The 19,062-nt window shown below is 63.9% G+C and carries 17 protein-coding genes and 1 tRNA gene; 4 read left to right on the top strand and 14 right to left on the bottom strand.

Annotated features, from left to right (window positions below; genetic code table 11):
- Positions 1-499: 499 nt before the first annotated feature.
- The 7 genes from L4X63_RS21280 to L4X63_RS21310 form a co-directional block, all read right to left on the bottom strand.
- Positions 500-2,611 carry a two-component system response regulator gene (locus tag L4X63_RS21280; protein ID WP_250680680.1) on the bottom strand — a complete coding sequence of 704 codons (2,112 nt, stop codon included), beginning with the start codon at positions 2,609-2,611 and terminating at the stop codon, positions 500-502.
- The gene (locus L4X63_RS21285) at positions 2,608-5,502 is read right to left on the bottom strand and encodes a hybrid sensor histidine kinase/response regulator (protein ID WP_250680681.1); all 2,895 of its coding nucleotides are present in this window, start codon (positions 5,500-5,502) and stop codon (positions 2,608-2,610) included. The genes L4X63_RS21280 and L4X63_RS21285 overlap by 4 nt, the downstream gene beginning before the upstream one ends.
- A 124-nt stretch (positions 5,503-5,626) precedes the next feature.
- Positions 5,627-6,313, bottom strand: a complete 687-nt coding sequence (locus tag L4X63_RS21290; RefSeq protein WP_250680682.1) for a type 1 glutamine amidotransferase — start codon at positions 6,311-6,313, stop codon at positions 5,627-5,629.
- Positions 6,314-6,340: 27 nt separating this feature from the next.
- Positions 6,341-7,399, bottom strand: coding sequence for a CapA family protein (locus L4X63_RS21295; protein WP_250680683.1), 1,059 nt, complete (start codon positions 7,397-7,399; stop codon positions 6,341-6,343).
- A complete protein-coding gene (locus tag L4X63_RS21300; protein WP_250680684.1) occupies positions 7,396-9,384 on the bottom strand; it encodes a (Fe-S)-binding protein in 1,989 nt (662 codons plus the stop codon). The genes L4X63_RS21295 and L4X63_RS21300 overlap by 4 nt, the downstream gene beginning before the upstream one ends.
- Before the next feature lie 179 nt (positions 9,385-9,563).
- Positions 9,564-10,895 (bottom strand): electron transfer flavoprotein subunit alpha, encoded by a 1,332-nt coding sequence (locus L4X63_RS21305; protein WP_250680685.1) that lies wholly within the window; start codon positions 10,893-10,895, stop codon positions 9,564-9,566.
- 31 nt (positions 10,896-10,926) lie between these two features.
- Positions 10,927-11,739, bottom strand: a complete 813-nt coding sequence (locus tag L4X63_RS21310; RefSeq protein ID WP_250680686.1) for an electron transfer flavoprotein subunit beta/FixA family protein — start codon at positions 11,737-11,739, stop codon at positions 10,927-10,929.
- Between the two features lie 217 nt (positions 11,740-11,956).
- Between L4X63_RS21310 and L4X63_RS21315 the strand changes: the two genes are divergently transcribed.
- Entirely contained in the window at positions 11,957-12,838 is an 882-nt protein-coding gene (locus tag L4X63_RS21315) for an energy transducer TonB (protein ID WP_250680687.1), read from the top strand.
- On the opposite strand, the gene galU is transcribed toward L4X63_RS21315, so the two are convergent.
- The 7 genes from galU to L4X63_RS21350 form a co-directional block, all read right to left on the bottom strand.
- Positions 12,835-13,701, bottom strand: a complete 867-nt coding sequence (gene galU / locus L4X63_RS21320) for a UTP--glucose-1-phosphate uridylyltransferase GalU (protein ID WP_250680688.1) — start codon at positions 13,699-13,701, stop codon at positions 12,835-12,837. The genes L4X63_RS21315 and galU overlap by 4 nt on opposite strands.
- A gap of 114 nt (positions 13,702-13,815) precedes the next feature.
- Positions 13,816-14,664: a bifunctional methylenetetrahydrofolate dehydrogenase/methenyltetrahydrofolate cyclohydrolase FolD gene (gene folD, locus L4X63_RS21325; RefSeq protein WP_250680689.1), complete on the bottom strand. Its 849-nt coding sequence runs from the start codon at positions 14,662-14,664 to the stop codon at positions 13,816-13,818.
- Between the two features lie 275 nt (positions 14,665-14,939).
- Positions 14,940-15,185 carry an FmdB family zinc ribbon protein gene (locus tag L4X63_RS21330; RefSeq protein ID WP_250680690.1) on the bottom strand — a complete coding sequence of 82 codons (246 nt, stop codon included), beginning with the start codon at positions 15,183-15,185 and terminating at the stop codon, positions 14,940-14,942.
- 84 nt (positions 15,186-15,269) lie between these two features.
- Positions 15,270-15,716: a CBS domain-containing protein gene (locus tag L4X63_RS21335; protein ID WP_250680691.1), complete on the bottom strand. Its 447-nt coding sequence runs from the start codon at positions 15,714-15,716 to the stop codon at positions 15,270-15,272.
- Between the two features lie 28 nt (positions 15,717-15,744).
- A complete protein-coding gene (locus L4X63_RS21340; RefSeq protein ID WP_250680692.1) occupies positions 15,745-16,041 on the bottom strand; it encodes a DUF167 domain-containing protein in 297 nt (98 codons plus the stop codon).
- Positions 16,034-16,483 (bottom strand): DivIVA domain-containing protein, encoded by a 450-nt coding sequence (locus L4X63_RS21345; RefSeq protein WP_250680693.1) that lies wholly within the window; start codon positions 16,481-16,483, stop codon positions 16,034-16,036. Before L4X63_RS21345 ends, L4X63_RS21340 begins: the two co-directional genes overlap by 8 nt.
- Positions 16,480-16,806 carry a YggT family protein gene (locus L4X63_RS21350; RefSeq protein WP_250680694.1) on the bottom strand — a complete coding sequence of 109 codons (327 nt, stop codon included), beginning with the start codon at positions 16,804-16,806 and terminating at the stop codon, positions 16,480-16,482. The genes L4X63_RS21345 and L4X63_RS21350 overlap by 4 nt, the downstream gene beginning before the upstream one ends.
- Before the next feature lie 275 nt (positions 16,807-17,081).
- Between L4X63_RS21350 and L4X63_RS21355 the strand changes: the two genes are divergently transcribed.
- The 3 genes from L4X63_RS21355 to cmoB all read left to right on the top strand — a co-directional run bounded on the left by L4X63_RS21355 (position 17,082) and on the right by cmoB (position 19,007).
- Positions 17,082-17,179 (top strand) — tRNA-Sec (locus tag L4X63_RS21355).
- A 125-nt stretch (positions 17,180-17,304) separates the two neighbouring features.
- A complete protein-coding gene (gene cmoA / locus L4X63_RS21360) occupies positions 17,305-18,039 on the top strand; it encodes a carboxy-S-adenosyl-L-methionine synthase CmoA (protein WP_250680800.1) in 735 nt (244 codons plus the stop codon).
- Entirely contained in the window at positions 18,036-19,007 is a 972-nt protein-coding gene (gene cmoB, locus L4X63_RS21365; RefSeq protein WP_250680695.1) for a tRNA 5-methoxyuridine(34)/uridine 5-oxyacetic acid(34) synthase CmoB, read from the top strand. Before cmoA ends, cmoB begins: the two co-directional genes overlap by 4 nt.
- The last annotated feature ends 55 nt before the right edge of the window (positions 19,008-19,062 follow it).

The raw sequence follows: 19,062 nt of genomic DNA on the forward strand, positions 1-19,062 counted from the left end.
ACTCTCCTTTGTTAGGCTCGGTAAGGCTCCGATGCCCAAGTGCAATTTTCTTCCTCGTCGAATAAACCACCTGTGACAGAACAGCTGACTGCAAACTCCCCCTTTCCGGATGATTGAAATAAAAAAAAGGCGCCAATCCATCAGTCGATGGAAAGGCGCCTTTGCCTGTGAAACCGTCAGCGGTTTATGACACGTCATCGTGCCGTAGTTGTGACCGATCCTGAGCACGAGGTGTGCCAGCTCCTGCAGAGGGGCGATTTAATTGGTTAACGTGGGTATTGGAGCGAGGAAGAAAGGGGGCTGGCGCCATCTTGACGTTTCTTTTAGCAGCAGCCGTGATGAGAAATTAGGCATGAAGGAGGGACCGGAGGCGAGGCGAAGGAGCAGGAGATAGCCGGATGTGAGGCGGGAGAATAGCAGGGCCATGACCGGATGTAGGGCGGGAGAGGAAACGGATGGTGCCGCGGACGGGGAGCGGGAAAGACCGGGTCCCTCGCGATCAACGGCGGGGGAAGAAGCGGGGGACGTCCTCCGGGGGGACCGGGAGGCTGAAGAGGTACCCCTGGTAATGCTCGCAGCGGTGGCGGACCAGGAACTCGAGCTGCTCCGGGGTCTCCACCCCCTCGGCGATCACCTCGAGCTTCAGGGTGTGGGCCATCTCGATGGTGGCTAGCGTGATGGCGGCGTCGTCGGGGTCGGTGGTGATGTCCTTGATGAAGGTGCGGTCGATCTTCAGGACGTCGAGCGGGAAGCGCTTCAGGTAGGAAAGCGAGGAGAAGCCGGTGCCGAAGTCGTCGATGGCGAGCCGCACCCCCATCCTCTTGAGGGCGATCAGGGTCTTCACGGTCCGCTCGGTGTGGGCCATCAGCACCCCCTCGGTGAGCTCCAGCTCCAGGAGGCCGGGATCGATCCCCGTCTCGTCGAGGATGGCGGTGACGTGCTCGAGGAGCTCGTTCTTCATGAAGTGCTGGCCGGAGATGTTGACCGCCAGGGTGAAGGGGGGAATTCCCGCGTCCAGCCACGCCCTCAGCTGCCGGCAGGCCTGCCGCATCACCCACTGGTCGATCTGGATGATGAGCCCGATCTCCTCAGCCAGCGGAAGGAAGCGCCCCGGCTCCACCATCCCGAGCTCCTTGGAGTTCCAGCGGACCAGCGCCTCGATCCCCACCACGGTGCCGGTGTCGGAGGCGACCTGCGGCTGGTAGTAGACGATGAACTCCTCGTCCTTCAGGGCCTTGTGGAGCTGGCTTTCCAGGATGATCCGCTCCAGGGCCTTGGCGTTCATCGACTCGTCGTAGATCTGGTAGCCGTTGCGCCCCTGCTCCTTGGCCTGGTACATGGCGCCGTCGGCGTTCCTGATCAGGTCGCTCGCCGTGCAGGCATCGTAGGGGTAGAGCGAGATCCCGATGCTGGTGGAGACGAAGACCTCCTGCCCCTCCAGCGAGTACGGGTGGGAGACCGCCTCCAGGATCCTTCTCGCCACCTTGGCGACGTCCTGGAAGTGCTCGATGTCGCAGAGCATGATGGTGAATTCGTCCCCCCCCAGCCGCGAGACCAGGGAGACCGGCCCGTCCTGCTCGGCCCGGGACAGGCAGTCGTTCTTCCTGACGCACCCCAAAAGCCGGTCGGCCACGTCCTGCAGGAGCCGGTCCCCTACCCCGTGCCCCATGGTGTCGTTGACCAGCTTGAAGCGGTCGAGATCGAGGAAGAGGACCGCCAGCATCCGGTCGTTGCGGTTCGCGTAGACCAGCGCCTGCTCGAGCTGCTGCATGAAGAACCGGCGGTTGGGGAGCCCGGTCAGGGCGTCGTAGTAGGCCAGAAGCCGGATCTGCTCCTCGGCCCGTTTCCGTTCGGTGATGTCCTGGATGGTCCCGGTGAGGCAGACGGTGTCTCCCGCCTCGTCGAGCACGGTGGCCACCTCGGCGTGCAGGGTCCGTTCCACCGATTCCGACAGGAGGATCCGGTAGTCGAAGCTGACCGGGGAACGCTGGGCGATGGCCTGCTCGATGGAGTTCTCCACGAAGCCGCGGTCAAGATGGTGTACCGGGTCGAGGATCGGGTTGCCGAACTTCCCGCCGTCCAGGCAGCAAAGGTTGTAGACCTCCTCGGAACAGCGGATGTCGCCGGAGGAGAGGTCCCATTCCCAGCTCCCGATGTGGGCGAGGCTCTGGGCATGGGCGAGCCCCTCGCGGCTCTCCCTGAGCTGCTCGAGCATCCCGCTCGCCCTCAGCATGTAGCTCACCCGGTACGGGAGGATGTGCCAGTTGATCGGCTTGGTGATGAAATCGGTGGCACCGGCCTGGTAGGCGGAATCGATGGAGTCGAGATCGTCCAGCCCGGTCATCATGAGGACCGGGGTGTCGCGGCCGGTGATGGTCTTGCGGATGGCGCTGCAGACCGTGAAGCCGTCCAGCCCGGGCATCATGACGTCCAAAAGGACCAGGTCCGGGGAACGCTCCTCGAAGACCGTGAGGGCGTGCTCTCCCGACTCGGTGTCCCACACGGCGTATCCCGAGGTCTCCAGGGTCTCCCGGGCCAAAAGCCGCACCGCGTGGTCGTCGTCCACCACCATGACCAGCGGGGTGATTCTCTTGGTCTTCCTGGTCATCATATGCGGCCTCCCTGCAACGCTTCCCGGACTACCCGGTACTCCTCCTCGACCCGCACCAAGAGGGGAAGCGCCCCCTCGGTGGAACCCTGGCGCCCCAGGGCCTCCAGCTCCTTGCAGACGTCGGCGAGCCGCATGGCGCCAAGGTTGGCGCTCGAGGACTTGAAACTGTGGGCGGCGGCCTTGAGCTTCTCGGCATCCCCCCCCGACTCCGCTTCCTTCATGGTCTGCAACAGGGTGGGAGTGCTGGCCAGGTAGAGGTCGACCACCTTGCGGAGCACCTCTTTTCCCCGGTTACCCGGGAGGCTCCGGATCATCTCCAGCGCGCCGCTCATCTGGTCGTGGGCGATGGGTTGAGAGGCGTCCGCCGAAGGCGCGGACCCGGCGGTGGCGGCGGCCAGCGAGGCGGAGATCCGGGCCTGGGCGGCATCCACGGGAGAGCCGGGAGGAGAAGGGTGCCCGAGGGGGACCTGCCCCATGGCTGCCGGAGCCGGTTTTTGGGGGGCCGCTTCCGGGATGAGTTGGGAAGCCTGCTCTCCCGCCGCGGGACGCCCCGGGGAGCCCCCCTGCAGGGTACGGCCGATGACCCGGGAGAGCTCGTCGCGGGTGAAAGGCTTGGAGAGGTAGTCATCCGCCCCGGCATCCATGCAGGCCATCCGGTCCTGGGCCATGGCGCAGGCGGTCAGGGAGACGATCGGGATCCGTTTCCGGTCCCCCTCCAGGGTGGCTTCCCAATCCCGGATGGTCTTGATCGCCTCGAGTCCGTCCATGACCGGCATCTGGTAGTCCATCAGCACGAGATCGTAAGTGGAGCGCTGCACCGCCTCGACGGCCATGAGACCGTTGGCGACGATCTCCACGTTGCAGGCGAGGCTTTCCAGCATCCCGCGGCCGACCTCCTGGTTGACCGGGTTGTCCTCCACCAGCAGGACCTGCGGCGGGGTGCGCCGCGCCTCCACCCCCTCCGGCTCTCCGGCCGTCTGATCCATGCCGAGCGCCTTGACCAGCGCGGTGTAGAGCCGGTGGGGGCGAAGCTCGTTCTTGGGAAGCGCCACCAGCCCCCCCTCCTCCCCGTCCCGGATGAGCGAGGCCAGGTCCGGGTTGCCGATGAGCACGAGCCTCACCAGGCGCCCGGATGGGAGCGAGCGGAGAGTGGCGGCCAACCGGGTCCCGTCGGCGCCCGAGATCTGCTGGTCCAGGATGGCCAGGTCGAAGGGGGCGGAGACCACCCGGCATACCGCGCCCGGACCGTCGGCCGAGATCTCGTAATCCACCCCCCACCCCTTGAGCTGCGCTCCCAGAAACTCCGAGGTGCCCGGATCCGAACAGGCCACCAGCGCCCTCTTCCCGCGCAGGGCGGCCCGGCTGTGTTCCGGACGCACCCACCCTTTCTCCGGACCGGAATCGAGCCGGACGGTGAAGGAGAAGGTGGAGCCTTTCCCCGGTTCGCTGGCCACCCGGATCTCGCCCCCCATCAGCTCGGTGAGCTGCTTGGCGATGGCCAGACCCAGCCCGGTCCCGCCGTACTTGCGGGTCATGGATTGGTCCCCCTGGGAGAACTGGGTGAAGATCAGCTGCTGAGCCTCGGGGGCGATGCCGATCCCGGTGTCGGTGACGGAGATGCGGACGATGTCGGGGGCGCGCTCCATGAAGGCCAAGAGGGTAACCGACCCCTTGTGGGTGAACTTGAGGGCGTTGCCGAGCAGGTTCACGATGACCTGGCGCAGACGTCCGGGGTCCCCCTGGAAGTCGCGGGGGAGCTGCCCGGTGATCTCGCAGCGGAGGTCGAGCCCCTTCTTGGAGGCGTCCTCGGAGAAAAGCTCCACCGTCTCCATCACCAGCTCGTGGAGGTCGAAGGGGATGATCTCCAGCTCCATCCTCCCCGCCTCGATCTTGGAGAAGTCGAGGATGTTGTTGATGATGGACAAAAGCGCCTGGCCCGAGCGGCGGACCGTTTCCACGAAGCGGCTTTGCTCCTTGCTGAGATCGGTCCCCTGCAGGAGCTCGGTCATCCCCAGCACGCCGTACATGGGGGTCCGGATCTCGTGGCTCATCTGGGCCAGGAACTCCGATTTCGCCCTGCTGGCCGCCTGGGCGGTCTCCATGGCCCGCCGGACGTCGTCGAGGCTCGCGGCCAGTTGGCGGTTGACGTTGGAGAGCTCGCGGGTGCGCTCGGCGACCTCCAGTTGCAGCTCCTCGGAGTGCAGGGCCAGCCGCTCGTCCCGCACCTCGATCTCGGCCAGCATCTCGTTGAAGCAGGCGAAGAGGACGCCGAGCTCGTCATCCTTCAGCCCCTCCACGCGGACCTGGTAATCCTGCTGCTTGGAGACGATCTCCATCTTGCCGGTCAGCTCCCCTATGGGATCGGAGATCAGGGTCTTTACGCGGCGGGAAAGGGTGACCCCGAGTAAGGCGAGGGCCAGGAGGGCCAGGGCCAGCAGGACACCGGGGAAGGCCAAGTCGCGGAACAGGGGCTGGCGCCAGGTCAATACCAGGCGGCCGGCGGGGCGCCCGGCGCGCTCTACCGGCAGGGTGACCATCCTGATGGCGGAGAGCCGGGGCCGGGCGGTTTCCCTGCCTTGCGGGCGATGCTGGGCGAGCAGGCGGTCGTTGCGGCCGAAGAGTTCCGCCGAAATGAGGAAGGGATCGACGTCGGTCCAGGAGAGGATCTCGCGTACGGCATCGAGGTCACCCTCGGCGAGGGGCGAGGAGAGTTCACCGATCACCCGCTCCCCTAGGGTGGCCACCTCGCGGTAATGCTCCTGGCGGCCGCGGAAGGCCTGGTTGCCGACCGTGAGGACGGAAAAGGCGATGAGCAGCATGCTGTTGCCGGCTAAAAGCAGCCGCACCAGATTGCGCCTGATGGAGTTTTTCCCCGGCGTGCAAACGGTCACCGCGCCCCCCGTGCCGTCAAATGCGGCGAGAGTCGGTTGTCACCGCCCCCGATAAGGAGGCGGCTTTCTTGATCAGGGTGTCATTGGGATGAACATTAAAACTTTACAATGTTGTGTTTGGTTTTCAAGGGATGCGGGTCGCTAAGGCAAGTGAGATGAAGTTGGAGAGGATGGCGGTGGAGGAGGCGCGGAAAGCCTCTTCCTGGGACCGGAAGCCGGTCAGAAGGTCGCACGGCGGGGTGGAGATCCTCCCCCAGGAGGAGACGATGGCGTGGTCGACCTCGGGGTGGAACTGGACTCCGTAGGTGGTGGCGCCGAGCCGGAAGGCCTGGGCCGGGCAGACCGGGGAGGCTGCCAACAGCGCGGCGGCCGCGGGCGGGGTGAAACTGTCGTTATGAAGCTGGAAGGTGACGAATTCGCGGTCGACCCCGGAGAAGAGAGGATCGGCGGCACCGGCATCGTTCAGCAGCACCCGGCAGATCCCTTGTTCACCGTGGGGCGAAGGGGAGCTCACCACTCCTCCGGTGACCTTGGCGAGGAGTTGCCCGCCGAGGCAGATCCCGAGCAGCGGCGTGCCCGCCTCGTGGCTGCGGACCATGAAATCGCCGACGGTCTCGAGGTAGGGGAAGCGCACGGTATCGTGGGCCCCCATCTCGCCGCCAAGGACGATGACGCCGGTGAGCGAGGCGGGGTCGGGGAGGGGCTCCTGTGCGTAGGCGTGGGCGCAGCGGTAGGTCTGCCCGGCGGCCTCCAAAAGCGAGGTGATACTCCCCGGCGGACATTTGCGGTCGTTTTGGATGATCAGGAACATGACGACTCCTTGAGCGCTCTAGTTAACTCACCGGGGCCGCAGCTCGCCGGAATCCAGGAAATCCAGTTTGCCGTCAGGGAAATCTTCTGCGGTCAGCCTCTTCATCAGCCGCAGGGCCCGCTGCTTCGGGTCGAGATGGGGGCCGGTCTTTCGCCGCTGGAGAAAGGAGTGGATCTCTCCCCCCTTGAACGAGCCGTCCGCCGCCAGCTCTACGGAAAGCAGCGGAGCATACCCGTTCTCCCCGGCGACGTTGACGCCGCTAAAGGTGGCAAAGTTGCCCAAACTGTAAGCAATGAGTCTCCCCCGGTAGAGCTCCAGGGCGCGCGGGACGTGGGGTCCGTGCCCGACGACCAGGGCAACCCCGCGGTCGATGGCGTCGTGGGCGAAACGGATCAGGTCCCCGCGCGGCTCGTTCATGAAGTACTCCATCCCCCGGGACACATGCATGGCCGCCCGCCCCTCGGCACCGTTGTGAACGGAGAGGATCAGGACATCGTAGCGGCGGACCAGGGTTGCGATCTCGTCCAGCGCCTGCTGCCGGTAAATGATGGAACGCGGGGGGGAGCCGAACGAGAGGGAGACGATGCCTACCCGAAGGCCGCGGACGGTGAATTCCGCCACCTCCCCGCTCTTGCTGGAGAAGGCGACACCGGCCTCGCGGAGGGCCCTCTTGGTGGAGAGGCTCCCGGCCCTCCCGAAATCCTTGGCGTGGTTGTTGGCCAGGGAAACCATGGTAATACCGGCGGCCTTGAGGTTGGCGGCGAAGGAGGGGGGAGTCCGGAAGAGGTAGCTGCGTCCGGTGGAGGTGTCCTTGGCAGGCTCGTCCTCCGTTGTGAGCGGCCCCTCCAGGTTCCCCATGGAGATGTCGGCCTTTTTGAAGAAGGGGGCGGCCTCGGTGAAGAGCCATTTGCCGCCGTTACGGGGAAGGTCGGGTGACGGGTAATCGCTTCCCATCATGATGTCCCCCACCGCCGCCACGGTGATCCCTCCGTCGCCCATCGCCCCGGCGGGAAAAACGGCAACGGCCACCAGCAAGGATGCTGTGGCCGCCACCGTCTTCAGGATGTTCGTAAAGGGGAATCTCAAAGCGGGCGGAGTCCTTCCGCGACCACCTCGACCACGTCCCTCACCCGGACCTGTCCGGCCCCCTTGTCCTTCAAGCCGTCCTCCATCATGGTCATGCAGTAGGGGCAGGCAACACAGATGGTATCGGGGTTTTCGGCCAGCGCCTCTTCGACGCGGGCATGGTTGACGCGCTCGCCGGTGAACTCCTCCATCCACATCCGGCCGCCGCCGGCGCCGCAGCAGAAGGAGTTCTCCCGGTGGCGAGGGAGTTCCTGCACGGCGCTCCCGGTAGCCTTGGCGACCACCTCGCGGGGTGCGTCGTAGATCCCGTTGTGCCTGCCGAGGTAGCAGGGGTCGTGGTAGGAGATCTTGCCGAGCCCGAGCTCCTTGCGGGGGAGGTTCAGCTTGCCGTCGGCCAAAAGCTTCGCTACCAGCTCGCTCTGGTGAACCACTTCCAGTTCCAGGCCGAACTGGCGGTAGTCGTTTTTCAGGGTGGTCAGGCAGTGCGGACAGAGGGTGATCACCTTGGTGACCCCGCGCTCGCGGAAAAGCTCCACGTTTTCGCGGGCCATCTTGTCGAAGAGGTACTCGTTGCCGAGCCTGCGGAGGCTGTCCCCGCAGCACTTCTCGTCCTTGCCGAGGATCCCCCAGGAGACCCCGGCCGCGTTCAGTACGGTGGCCAGCGCCACGGTGACCTGCTTGGCGCGGGAGTCGAAGGAGCCAGCGCAGCCAACGTAGAGGAGGTATTCGGTCTCCCCCTTTTCGAAGGTCTTGACCTGCATGGTGGAGACCCACTTGCTCCGCTCGGCCGGGGCGATCCCCCAGGGGTTGGAGCGCTGCTCCATGTTCTCGAAGAGGTTCAGGAGCTCTTCGGGGAAGCGGGCCTCGTTCTCCACCAGGTGGCGGCGCATCTTGATGATCTTCGGCATCTGCTCGATCAGCACCGGGCAGGCCTGGAGGCAGGCGCCGCAGGTGGTGCAGGACCAGATGGCGTCCTCGGTATTGGTCCCCTCCCCTTCCGGGCCGATCAGCGGGACGGTAGGTGCCTTACCCTCCTTGATGGCGAGACCGTTTTCCAGGAGGTTGGTCTTGATGGCGTGTACGATCTGGCGCGGGTTCAAGGGCTTGCCGGTAGCGGTGGCCGGGCAGGCGGCCTGGCAGCGCCCGCACTCGGTGCAGCTGTAGGTGTCGAGGAGATCCTTCCAGCTGAAGCGGTCCACCCGCCCTACCCCGTAGACTTCCCCCTTGGCGAACTTCTCGCGCGGCTGGGTGTTCGGCCACTCCAGGCTCGCCAGGTAGCAGTTGGGGATGGCGGTCAGGATGTGCATGTGCTTCGAGTGCGGCAGGAAGCAGAGGAAGGCCAAAAGGACCAGCGCATGGAGCCACCAGAAGAAGCCAAAGATCGCGGAAAGGGTGGCGGGATCGCTCGGGAGCATCCCCGCCACGAAACTCGAGACCGGCATGGCGGCAGCGGCCGGATCGTTCCCCTGGGCGATCAGTCCGCCATGCATACCGAAGTAGGCGACCATCAGGAGCGCGATGAAGGAAAGGATGAGGAAGGCGTCCGCGCTTATCCCCTTGACGTAGGCGGTATCCAGGTAGGAAGGCCTGACAAAGAGCCTGCGGCCGACCGAGACGGCGATGGCCACCAGGGTCAGAAGGGAGACGATGTCGAAGGCGAGGAGAAGCGCGCGGTGAACCCCTTCCGGCAAAAGCCCAAAGTTCAGCGAAGGGATCACCCCGCTCACCATGAACTCGCCGTTGGCCAGCATCAGGATCAGGAACGACCAGAAAATGACCAGGTGGTTGAAGCCGAACGGCTTCTTGACGACCCGCATCTGGGCGAAGGCGTAGAGGAGCATCTCCTTCAGGCGGTCGAAGGGGCGGTCAAGCCGCTGTTCGGGCTGCCCCAGGGCCAAAAGCGAGAAGCGCCGGTAGACGCTCCAGCCGAAAAAGGCCAGCGAAGCGATGAGAAGCGGGGTAAAGAGTGTGTAATGCGGAATCATAAGGTTTCCTCGTGGATTATCCTGTATTCCTTCAAGGGAAGCTTTTTTATTTCCTTCTACTCCCCACCGCTGGAGGGGGAGGGCCAAGGTGGGAGGATGGCCGGCGTCCGGCACTTCCGTGGATGCTTCCCCCACCCCCTCACCCCATCCCTCCAGGGGAGGGGGAAAGGGAAAACTATTTACCGGGAGCGCGACGCCTTGAGCGCTTTGAGCTTTTCGGTCAGGGCCGGAATGATCTTGAAGATGTCACCCACGATGCCGTAGGTGGCCACCTGGAAGATCGGCGCCTCGGGGTCGCGGTTGATGGCGATGACGACGTCGGAATCCTGCATCCCGACCAGGTGCTGGATGGCACCGGAAATGCCGCAGGCGATGTAGACCTTGGGGCGCACCGTCTTGCCGGTCTGCCCCACCTGGCGGTCGGGGGGCATCCACCCGGCGTCCACCGCGCTTCGCGAGGCGCCCACCACGCCTCCCAAGACGCTGGCGAGATCCTGCAGCATGGAGAAGTTCTCCTTGGCCATCATGCCGCGGCCGCCGGAGACGATGAATTCGGCACCGGCGATATCGACGTCGCTGGAGCCTCCATCCATCATCACCTTGAGCACCTTGACCGGGATATCGTCCTCGGTCACCGCAGCCTGCTCCCGGACGATCTCGCCGGTGAGGGAGGCGTCGAAGTCGGGCATCGGCATCACGTGCGGGCGCACGGTCGCCATCTGCGGGCGGTACTTGTCGCAGATGATGGTGGCCATGATGTTCCCGCCGAAGGCCGGACGGGTCTGCATCAGGTTCCCCTTGGTGTCGATGGAGAGCCCGGTGCAGTCGGCGGTGAGGCCGGTGGAGAGCTCGGTCGCCACCACCCCCGCGAGATCGCGCCCGAGGCCGGTGGCCCCCATCAGGATCACCTCCGGCTTGTACTTCTCGACCAGCTTGCAGACACTGCGGGAGTACGCCTCGGTGCGGTAATCGCGAAGCACGGCCCCGTCCATCAGGTAGACCTTTTTGGCCCCGTAGCCGATCGCCTGGCGGCAGAGCTCTTCGACGTTCTCCCCCATCACCACGGCGGCCAGCTCGCAGTCGCGTGCCTCGGCCAGCTCCTTCCCTTTCCCCAAAAGCTCCCACGAGACCTTGGCGGCCTCGCCGCGGGTCTGCTCGACGAAGACCCAGACGCCGCGGTAGACGGAGAGTCTTTTCCTCAGGGCGGCCTCTTCGGGATCCTCCTCGGCCGCTTCCACGGCGGCCCCGGCCGAAGACTTGGCAAGCTCCTCCAGGATCCGCTTCTCCTCGGCGGTGAAGGCCATCTCGAGGGCCTGCACGGGGCAGACCTTCACGCACTTCACGCAGCCGATGCACTTGGAGGTGTCGACGATCGGCTCGCCGGCTTCATTCATGATTATGGCATCTACCGGGCAAACGCTCTGGCAGCGGGCGCCACAGGCGATGCATTTCCCCTCCAGCAGGGAGGCCTTGCCGCGCGGCTTCTTGGGCGGCTTGACGGCTTCAGTCATCCTTTCACCTATCCTTTCACCGGTACGGTGGTTACAGTGCCAACAGGTCTTTTTCCAGCATCTTGGAGATGAGGATCTCAGCCGCTGCTTCAGGGTCGCGGGCGCCGTCGCCCAGGATCTCGCCCTTGGCGCGCTCCGGAGAGAAGATCCGGCTCACCCAGGTCGGGGACCCCTTGAGACCGATCCCATTGGGATCGAGCTCGAGCACCTTGTTGTCCCAGACCTCGACGGCCGCCTCCTCGGAGGCAAGCCGCATGGGGACGCTCGGGTAGCGGGGGCGGTTGAGCTCGCGGACCACGGTGAGGAGCACCGGAAGCGGCGCCTCCACCTCCTCGTGCCTCCCTTCCAGCTTCCTCCTGACCCGGATCTTCCTGACGGAGGGGTCGAGATCCTCCACCCGGTCCACCAGGGTGAGCTGGGAGCAGTGAAGGCGGGTGGCGATGCCGGGCCCCACCTGGGCGGTGTCGCCGTCGATGGTCTGCTTGCCGCAGATCACCACCCCGACCTCCTCGTCCTTGGCCAGCCGCGCGATGGCGGCAGAGAGGACCTTGCTGGTGGCGAGGGTGTCGGCACCGCCGAAGGCGCGGTCGGAAAGGAGGATGGCGCGGTCGACGCCCAGGGAGAGCGCCTTTCTCAGGGTGGCCTCGGCGTTGGGGGGGCCCATGGAGAGGGCCACCACCTTGAAGCCGAAACGGTCCTTGAGCCTCAGCCCTTCCTCCACCGCGTGGGTGTCGTACGGGTTGACGATGAAGGGAACCCCTTCACGGATGAGAGTGTTGGTGACCGGGTCGATCTGGACCTGGGTGGTATCGGGAACCTGCTTGACGCACACGACTACCAGCATGGGAAAACCTCGGGTAATGTTGATGACTTCAGGCTACCTGAAGTACCGGCAAATATGTTGACGTAAGTCAAAGGACGGAAGATTGGGGGGGCAGCCGGGTGGCGGCCGTCCACAAAACTTCCTTATTTCGAAGACAAATCGAAGTTGCTTTTTGCAGGCCGGACCTCTAATATTATCCGGTATTTCACATCACGCACCCGTCGCCGGGTGGAGCTTCATGTCCAACAGATACATCGAAAAAACTTTTCTCTACCTGGTGGCCTTATCGGTCCTGCTCCATCTGGCCATCTTCCAGCTCGTCAGGATGATTCCCGAGGGTAAACCGAAGCCTCCCGAGCAGCCGACCATGGTGGACCTCACCGACCTCCCCCTTCCCAAGATGGATAAGCCCCACACCAAGGGGGACGAGATCTCCCCGCGGGAAACGGTCCGCGACCAGCGGCCGGCCACCCCGCCACCAGCCCCCCAGCGCCCGGCCCCACCGAAGCCCCGGGCAGTGCGCCCCGCGCCGCCGGTGGCGGCGCTCAAGCCGTCCCCCTCCCCCTTCCCGATCAGGCAGCAGCCGCAGCCGGCTCCCGCCGCCAAGAGCGAGACGGCCCAGATTCCGAGGAGCCCGGCCCCGCCCGCAGTCAGGGGGGAAGGGATCTTCAAGCCCAAAAGTTCCGACAGCTCCGGCCCCAAGGGGAGCCCGCTCTTCCCGAGCCCTACCCGGCTGGCCAAACTGGAGGAGGCCTACCGCCGGAAGTACGCCAACGAGATCGACGACGAGACCCGGTTCCTCAACAGCGACGACATCCGCTTCGGCTCCTTCCTGAGAAGGCTGGAGACGGCGGTGTACGGTGTCTGGCGCTATCCGCGCGAGGCTTTGGAGCGTGGGATCGAGGGGACAACCCCGGTGAGGATCACCTTCAACCGGAGCGGAGAGGTTGTGCAGGTGGACATCTTGGAGAGCTCGGGGAGCAAAATTCTGGACAGCGAGGTTCTGCGCACCCTCAAGGAGATCGGCCCCATCGGCTCCTTCCCCCGCGGGTACACCAGCGACACCTTCAAGGTCATCGCCTTCTTCCATTACGGCAACGGTGGCGGGCGGCTCCGCTAACACCCCAACCGGCTCCTGAGGTAGCTCTCCAGGGCGCCGTTGAACTCCTCCCTCTTCAGGGCCATGTCCACCGTGGCCTTCAGAAATCCCAGTTTATCGCCACAATCGTGATGGTCCCCGTCGAACTGGCAGCCGTAGATTGACTCGCTGCTCCCGAGCTTCTTGAGGGCGTCGGTCAGCTGGATCTCTCCCCCTCTCCCCGGCTCCTGCACCTCGAGGATCGGGAAGATACCGGGGGTGAGGATGTAGCGGCCGATGATGGCGAGGTCGGAAGGCGCCTCCTCACGGCGTGGCTTCTCCACCAGGTCCCGCACCTCCCAGGCACGCCCCCCGAGGTGCTCCGCCCTGACGCAGCCGTAGGCGGAGATGCTCTCCATGGGGACCCGTTTCAGGGCCACCACCGGGGCACGGTAACTCTCGTAGACCTCCAAAAGCTGGGCGAGGCAGGGCTCCTCGGCGTCGATGATGTCGTCCCCCAGCAGCACCGCGAAGGGGTCGTCGCCGACGAACTCCTTGGCGCAGAGGATCGCGTGGCCAAGCCCGAGGGCCTCCTTCTGGCGGACGAAGAAGATGTTGGCCATCTCCGCGAGTTCCCGCACCTGGTGAAGCTCCAGGTCTTTTCCCTTGTCATAGAGCATCGATTCCAGCTCGAAGGCGATGTCGAAGTGATCCTCGATGGCCCTCTTGCCGCGCCCGGTGACGAACAGGATCTGCTCGATCCCCGAGGCGACCGCCTCCTCGACCACGTACTGGACGAGCGGCTTGTCGATCAGGGGGAGCATTTCTTTAGGGGTCGATTTGGTGGCCGGGAGAAAGCGGGTCCCCAGGCCGGCTACCGGAAAGACTGCCTTCTTGACGCGCATGGTAGACCTCCCCGATTCAGGCTGTCCTCATTCCATCCGACTTCGAAGCATCATCTTGCCGCCCTTCCCGCCCTTGCCGCTCCGGGCCCCGGTCTCCCGTCCCCCGAACCCCGGCTACTTCACCCTGCGCTTGGCAGACTCCAGGGTGTTGTAGAGAAGCATGGTGATGGTCATCGGCCCGACCCCGCCGGGGACCGGGGTAATGGCGGAAGCGCGCTCGGCCGCGGCGGCGTACTCCACGTCGCCCACGAGCTTCTTCTCCCCCACCCGGTTCACGCCGACATCGATGACCACCGCCCCTTCCTTGATCCAGGAGCCCTTGATCATCTCGGGAACCCCGACGGCGGCGATAACCACGTCGGCCTGGGCCACCTTGCCGGCCAAGTCGCGGGTCTTCGAGTGGCAAAGGGTGACGGTGGCATTTTGCTGCAGGCACATGAAGGCGACCGGCTTGCCGACGATGTTGGAGCGCCCGACCACCACGACTTCCTTACCGGAGAGATCGACCCCCGCCTCCTTGAGCATCACCATGACGCCGTAGGGGGTGCAGGGCTGGAAGGTCGGCTTGCCGATCACCAGGCGGCCGACGTTGTACGGATGGAAGCCGTCGGCGTCCTTTGCCGGGGAGATGGCCTCCAGGATCTTGTCGGTGTTGATCTGCTTGGGGAGCGGAAGCTGCACGAGGATACCGTCGATCTTGTCGTCGGCGTTGAGCTTCTCGATCAGGGCGAGGAGCTCCGCCTCGCCGGTCTCCACCGGGAGCTTGTATTCGTCGGAGAAGATGCCGACGTCGGCGCAGGCCTTCTCCTTCATGGAAACGTACACCTTGCTGGCCGGGTCCTCCCCCACCAGCACGACCGCCAGGCCGGGGGTCACCCCTTTTTCCTTCAGACGTGCGGTTTCCGCCGCGATTTCACCGCGGATCTTCGCCGCGATGGCCTTCCCATCGATAATCGTTGCCATTGCATCTTCCTTTCCTGCGACGCCAACAGTTCGCCCTGAGGCCCCAGGAAAAGGGTCCCAAAAGGCGGTCCGCCACCATCCTCATGAGTAAGCCGGGATAGACCCGGCCGGCCGGGGGGAGGGAGCTGCCGGGGTTTTCCCGGCTGAAGACTTTAATGTATGGTCACTGGTGTGGTTTTAATTGAGAAATAATAAGTAAGAACAGGGAGTTTGTAAAGCGCTTTGCCGAAACGATTAAAAAAAAAGACCCCCGTTGCCGGGGGTCTCGGAGTCGTTTAGGCGGCCGAGGGGCACCCTGCGCAACCGCCGCCCGACGGGCAGGACGGGGGAGACTGCTGGGAGCCGCCGCTGTAGCCGTCGCCATACCAGCCGCCCCCCTTGAGGGCGAATCCGGACTGGGAGATCAGCTTCTCGACCTCGCCACCACACGAGGGGCAGACAGAGGCCGGCGCATCGGAGAATTTCTGACGGAGTTCGAAGGTGTTGTTGCAGCTTTTGCACTGATACTCGTAAAGTGGCATTGCTTGTTCTTCCTCCTGGTATTACGTAACTCATGAGAAGGCGAGTCTGGAGTAAGGGTACTATAAGGAGCCCCTCCGGCCTTGTCAAGGGGCGGGGGCGAACTCCAGGCTTTTGGTCATGGCGAAGAGAAGCCGCGAGCGGTAGATGATGCCGATCACCTTCTTCCCTTCCACCACCGGCACGCGCTGGAAGCGGTGCTTGATGAAGAGGTCGGCTATGTCGGTGATGTTGGCGTCCGGGGTGACCGAGATCGGCTGGTGCTCCATGATTTCGGAGATAGGGAGGTCCTTGATCCGCTGGCAGAGGGAGGCGAAAAACGGCTCGTCGATGCCCGGGGTCTTGACCCCCTCCATGAGCGCGGTGATGATGCTCAGGGGGGTAAGAATGCCAGCCAAGCCGCCCCGCTCGTTGAGCACGATGAGTCCCGGCGCGGCGTTCATGAAACTCTCGTCGCCGAAATTCGCCTTCATCATGCGGGACGCTTCCGCCACCGTGGTGCGCACCGAGATCGCAGGGACATCGGTCACCATTATGTCTCTTGCCTTCATTAGATCCTCTCTATTGAGTTAATAAGGAGAGGAGGTGATCCTTGTCCACCCCCTCTACCCTGACGACCTTGTGCCGGGACTTGGCGCCCGACTTGATGGTGACCCTGGACTTGGCGACCCCGAGGGTCTTGGCTAGAAGCTCCACGCACTGCTTGTTGGCGGCGTCGTCCACCGGGGGGGAGGTAAGCCTGAGCCTCAGCTCCCCTTCCTTGACACCGCAGATCTCGCAGCGCGAGGCACGGGGCTGGACGTGGACGGTGAAGACCACGGCGTCCGCATCCAGGGTCATCCGGAGTTCCTCACTCATCGGTGACCGAAAGCATCTTGTAGTAGGTATCGAGCAGGTGCTTGAAGCCCGCCTCGAAGCGCACCTTGTCCCTCTTCAGATCCTGGATCTGGTTGGAGAGCTCGATCACCTTCTTCTCGGCATCCGCCACGATCCGCTCCCCTTTGAGCTCCGCCTCGGAGAGAAGGAGCTGCGCCTCCTTCTGGGAGTTGGCCTTCATCTCCTCGGTGATCTTCTGGGCGGCCAGCATGGTCTCCCGCAGCTGCGACTCGCGCGCCTGCAGCTCGCTCATGGTGGCCGTGTGGCGGTTTAAGCGCTCCTTGAGCTCGTTGTTCTCGCGGATGAGCCCTTCCATCTCGGAGGCCACCGCCTGGAGGAAGGCGTCGACCTCGTCGGGGTCAAGGCCGCCGATCATCTTCCCCTTGAACTGCTGCTGCTGGATGTCCATCGGACTGATCTTCATAGACCACCTTTAAGCTGGGATGCGTACATCATGAGGTAGGAAAAGGCGGTATCGAAGACGACGATCTGCACCAGGTAGATGAGGGCGAACACCACCAGCGGAGAAAAGTCGATCGCCCCGGTGTCCGGCATGTAGCGGCGGACCTTGCGGAGGACGGGCTCGGTGGCGCGGTAGATGAAGTTGACGATGGGATTGTAGGGATCGGCGCTGATCCAGGAGATCACCACGCTGGCCAAAAGGATGTACTTATAGACGGTAAGGAGTCCGCTTGCCAGCTCGACTATCTTTGCCAGGGCGTACAGAATGTTGCCTAGCAGAATCATTGATCCCCCTTTGAGACTGGTGGTTCGACTGCAAAGATATACAGGAAAAGAGGCTCCCTTGTCAAGGCCGCCCCCGGCGACTATCCCCGCTTTTTACGCACTTTTCCAGACATTTTCCAATCCTTGCCCGATCCTCTCTCCCGCTATTCCAATCCCCCCGGTTGCCTTGAGTGAGAGAGCGCGACAAAGCGGCCGGAAAAGGGGGGGGCGAGGGCCGGCGGCGGAATTCCAGTTGACTATCCCGGCGCCATCATCTAAAAGTTCATGAACAAAACGGAAGCACGTCCGTCGCTGGTGGGCGGCCTGGTCTTCAAAACCAGTGTGGGGGGTGAGAAGCCTCCCGGGTGGGTTCGATTCCCATGTGCTTCCGCCATTTAAACCCCACTCTTGCAGAATCCCAATAACCCGCATTTTGCGGGTTTATCTATTTTAGGCATGCATTGGTAGCGGCAAGCTGGACCAGGAAGAAAGCAGAGGATGAAGGTGGACCGAAAGACAGTGGCCAAGAAGACAGATTCGATTTATGCCGCACCACTTCAGGAGATGGTCGATTTTCAGTTCGACGAACGGGTGGCGGCGGTCTTTCCCGACATGATACAGCGCTCGGTCCCCGGGTACGGGATGATCATTGCCAATATCGGCATTGTCGCCGCAAGGTACGCTCAACCGAAGAGCCGCTGCTACGATCTCGGCTGCTCGCTGGGTGCAGCTACCCTCTCCATGCGCCAGCGGATCACCCAGCCGGAGTGCGATATCGTCGCGGTCGATAACTCCCCGGCGATGGTCGAGCGTTGCCGCGAGATTTTGGCCCGCGACACGGTGCCGACCGTTCCCGTCACGCTGGTCTGTGCGGACATACAGGACGTCGCCATCGAGAACGCCTCGGTGGTGGTCCTCAACTTCACCCTGCAGTTCATCCCTCCCGCTGAGCGGCTGGCGCTGATCCGGCGGATCTACACCGGGCTCAGGCCGGGGGGAATCCTCATCCTCTCCGAAAAGATCGCCTTCCAGGACGAGGGGCGGCAAGAGTTCCATGTGGAGCTCCATCACGACTTCAAACGGGCCAACGGCTACAGCGATCTCGAGATCAGCCAGAAGCGGTCGGCGCTGGAGAACGTGATGATCCCCGAGCCCCTCTCCTGCCATCACGAGCGGCTTAAGGCCGCAGGCTTCTCCTTTTCCGAAGTCTGGTTCCAGTGCTTCAATTTCGCCTCCCTGGTCGCCATCAAATGAGCTTCTACGATAGCCTCTATCCACAACTGGCCGCCATGGGCCAGGAGCGTTGGGCGGAGCAACTGCAAGCGGCCCTGCCGGAGAGACTGCTCCTCGACCGTCACGGGAAGCTGGCGGGATGGCTCTCGGCCCTTGAGTCGCTGCCGGAGATCCGCCCGTCCCGCATCGAACTGCGGGACGGCGTTACCATCGGCTCGGCCGCCGATCTGGGCGGCATCGACCGCGACGGGCTGATCGCAAAGCTCAAGGCGTTTCTCCCTTGGCGCAAAGGCCCCTACAACTTCTTCGGCATCGAGATCGATACCGAGTGGCGGTCGGACTGGAAGTGGGAGCGCGTTTTGCCGCACATCCAGCCGCTCACCGGGCGAAAAGTCCTCGACGTCGGATGCGGCAACGGCTATCACGGCTGGCGGATGCGGGGCGCGGGCGCCGAGTTCGTCCTCGGCATCGAGCCCTTCCTCCTTTCGGTGCAGCAGTTCCTGGTGATGCAGCGCTACCTTCGCGATCCCCAGCATCACGTCATACCGATAGGGATCGAAGATCTCCCCGCCGGCCTCGCCTGCTTCGACAGCGTCTTCTCCATGGGCGTTCTCTACCATCGCCGGTCCCCGCTGGACCATCTTTACGAGCTGAAGGGTTGTCTGCGGCCGGGGGGAGAGTTGATCCTGGAGACGCTGATTGTGGAAGGGGATCGGGAGACGGTCTTCATGCCGGAGGGGCGTTACGCAAAGATGCGCAACGTCTGGTTCCTGCCGTCAATCGCCGCCATGACCTTGTGGCTTGAACGCTGCGGGTTCACCAACATCGCCTGCGTCGACAGCAACCGTACCAGCCGCGACGAGCAGCGCTCGACGGAGTGGATGCAGTTCGAATCGCTGGCGGATTTTCTCGACCCGGATTGTGCGGAGAGGACGATCGAAGGTCACCCCGCCCCGCTGAGAGCCATTTTCACAGCGACAAGGCCATGAGAAGGTAAACATTGGACGCCCCCGGAGACGGGGGCTTTTTTTGTTTGGCTACCAG

The sequence above is a fragment of the Geomonas sp. Red32 genome (genome assembly GCF_023652955.1).
GTDB lineage: Bacteria > Desulfobacterota > Desulfuromonadia > Geobacterales > Geobacteraceae > Geomonas.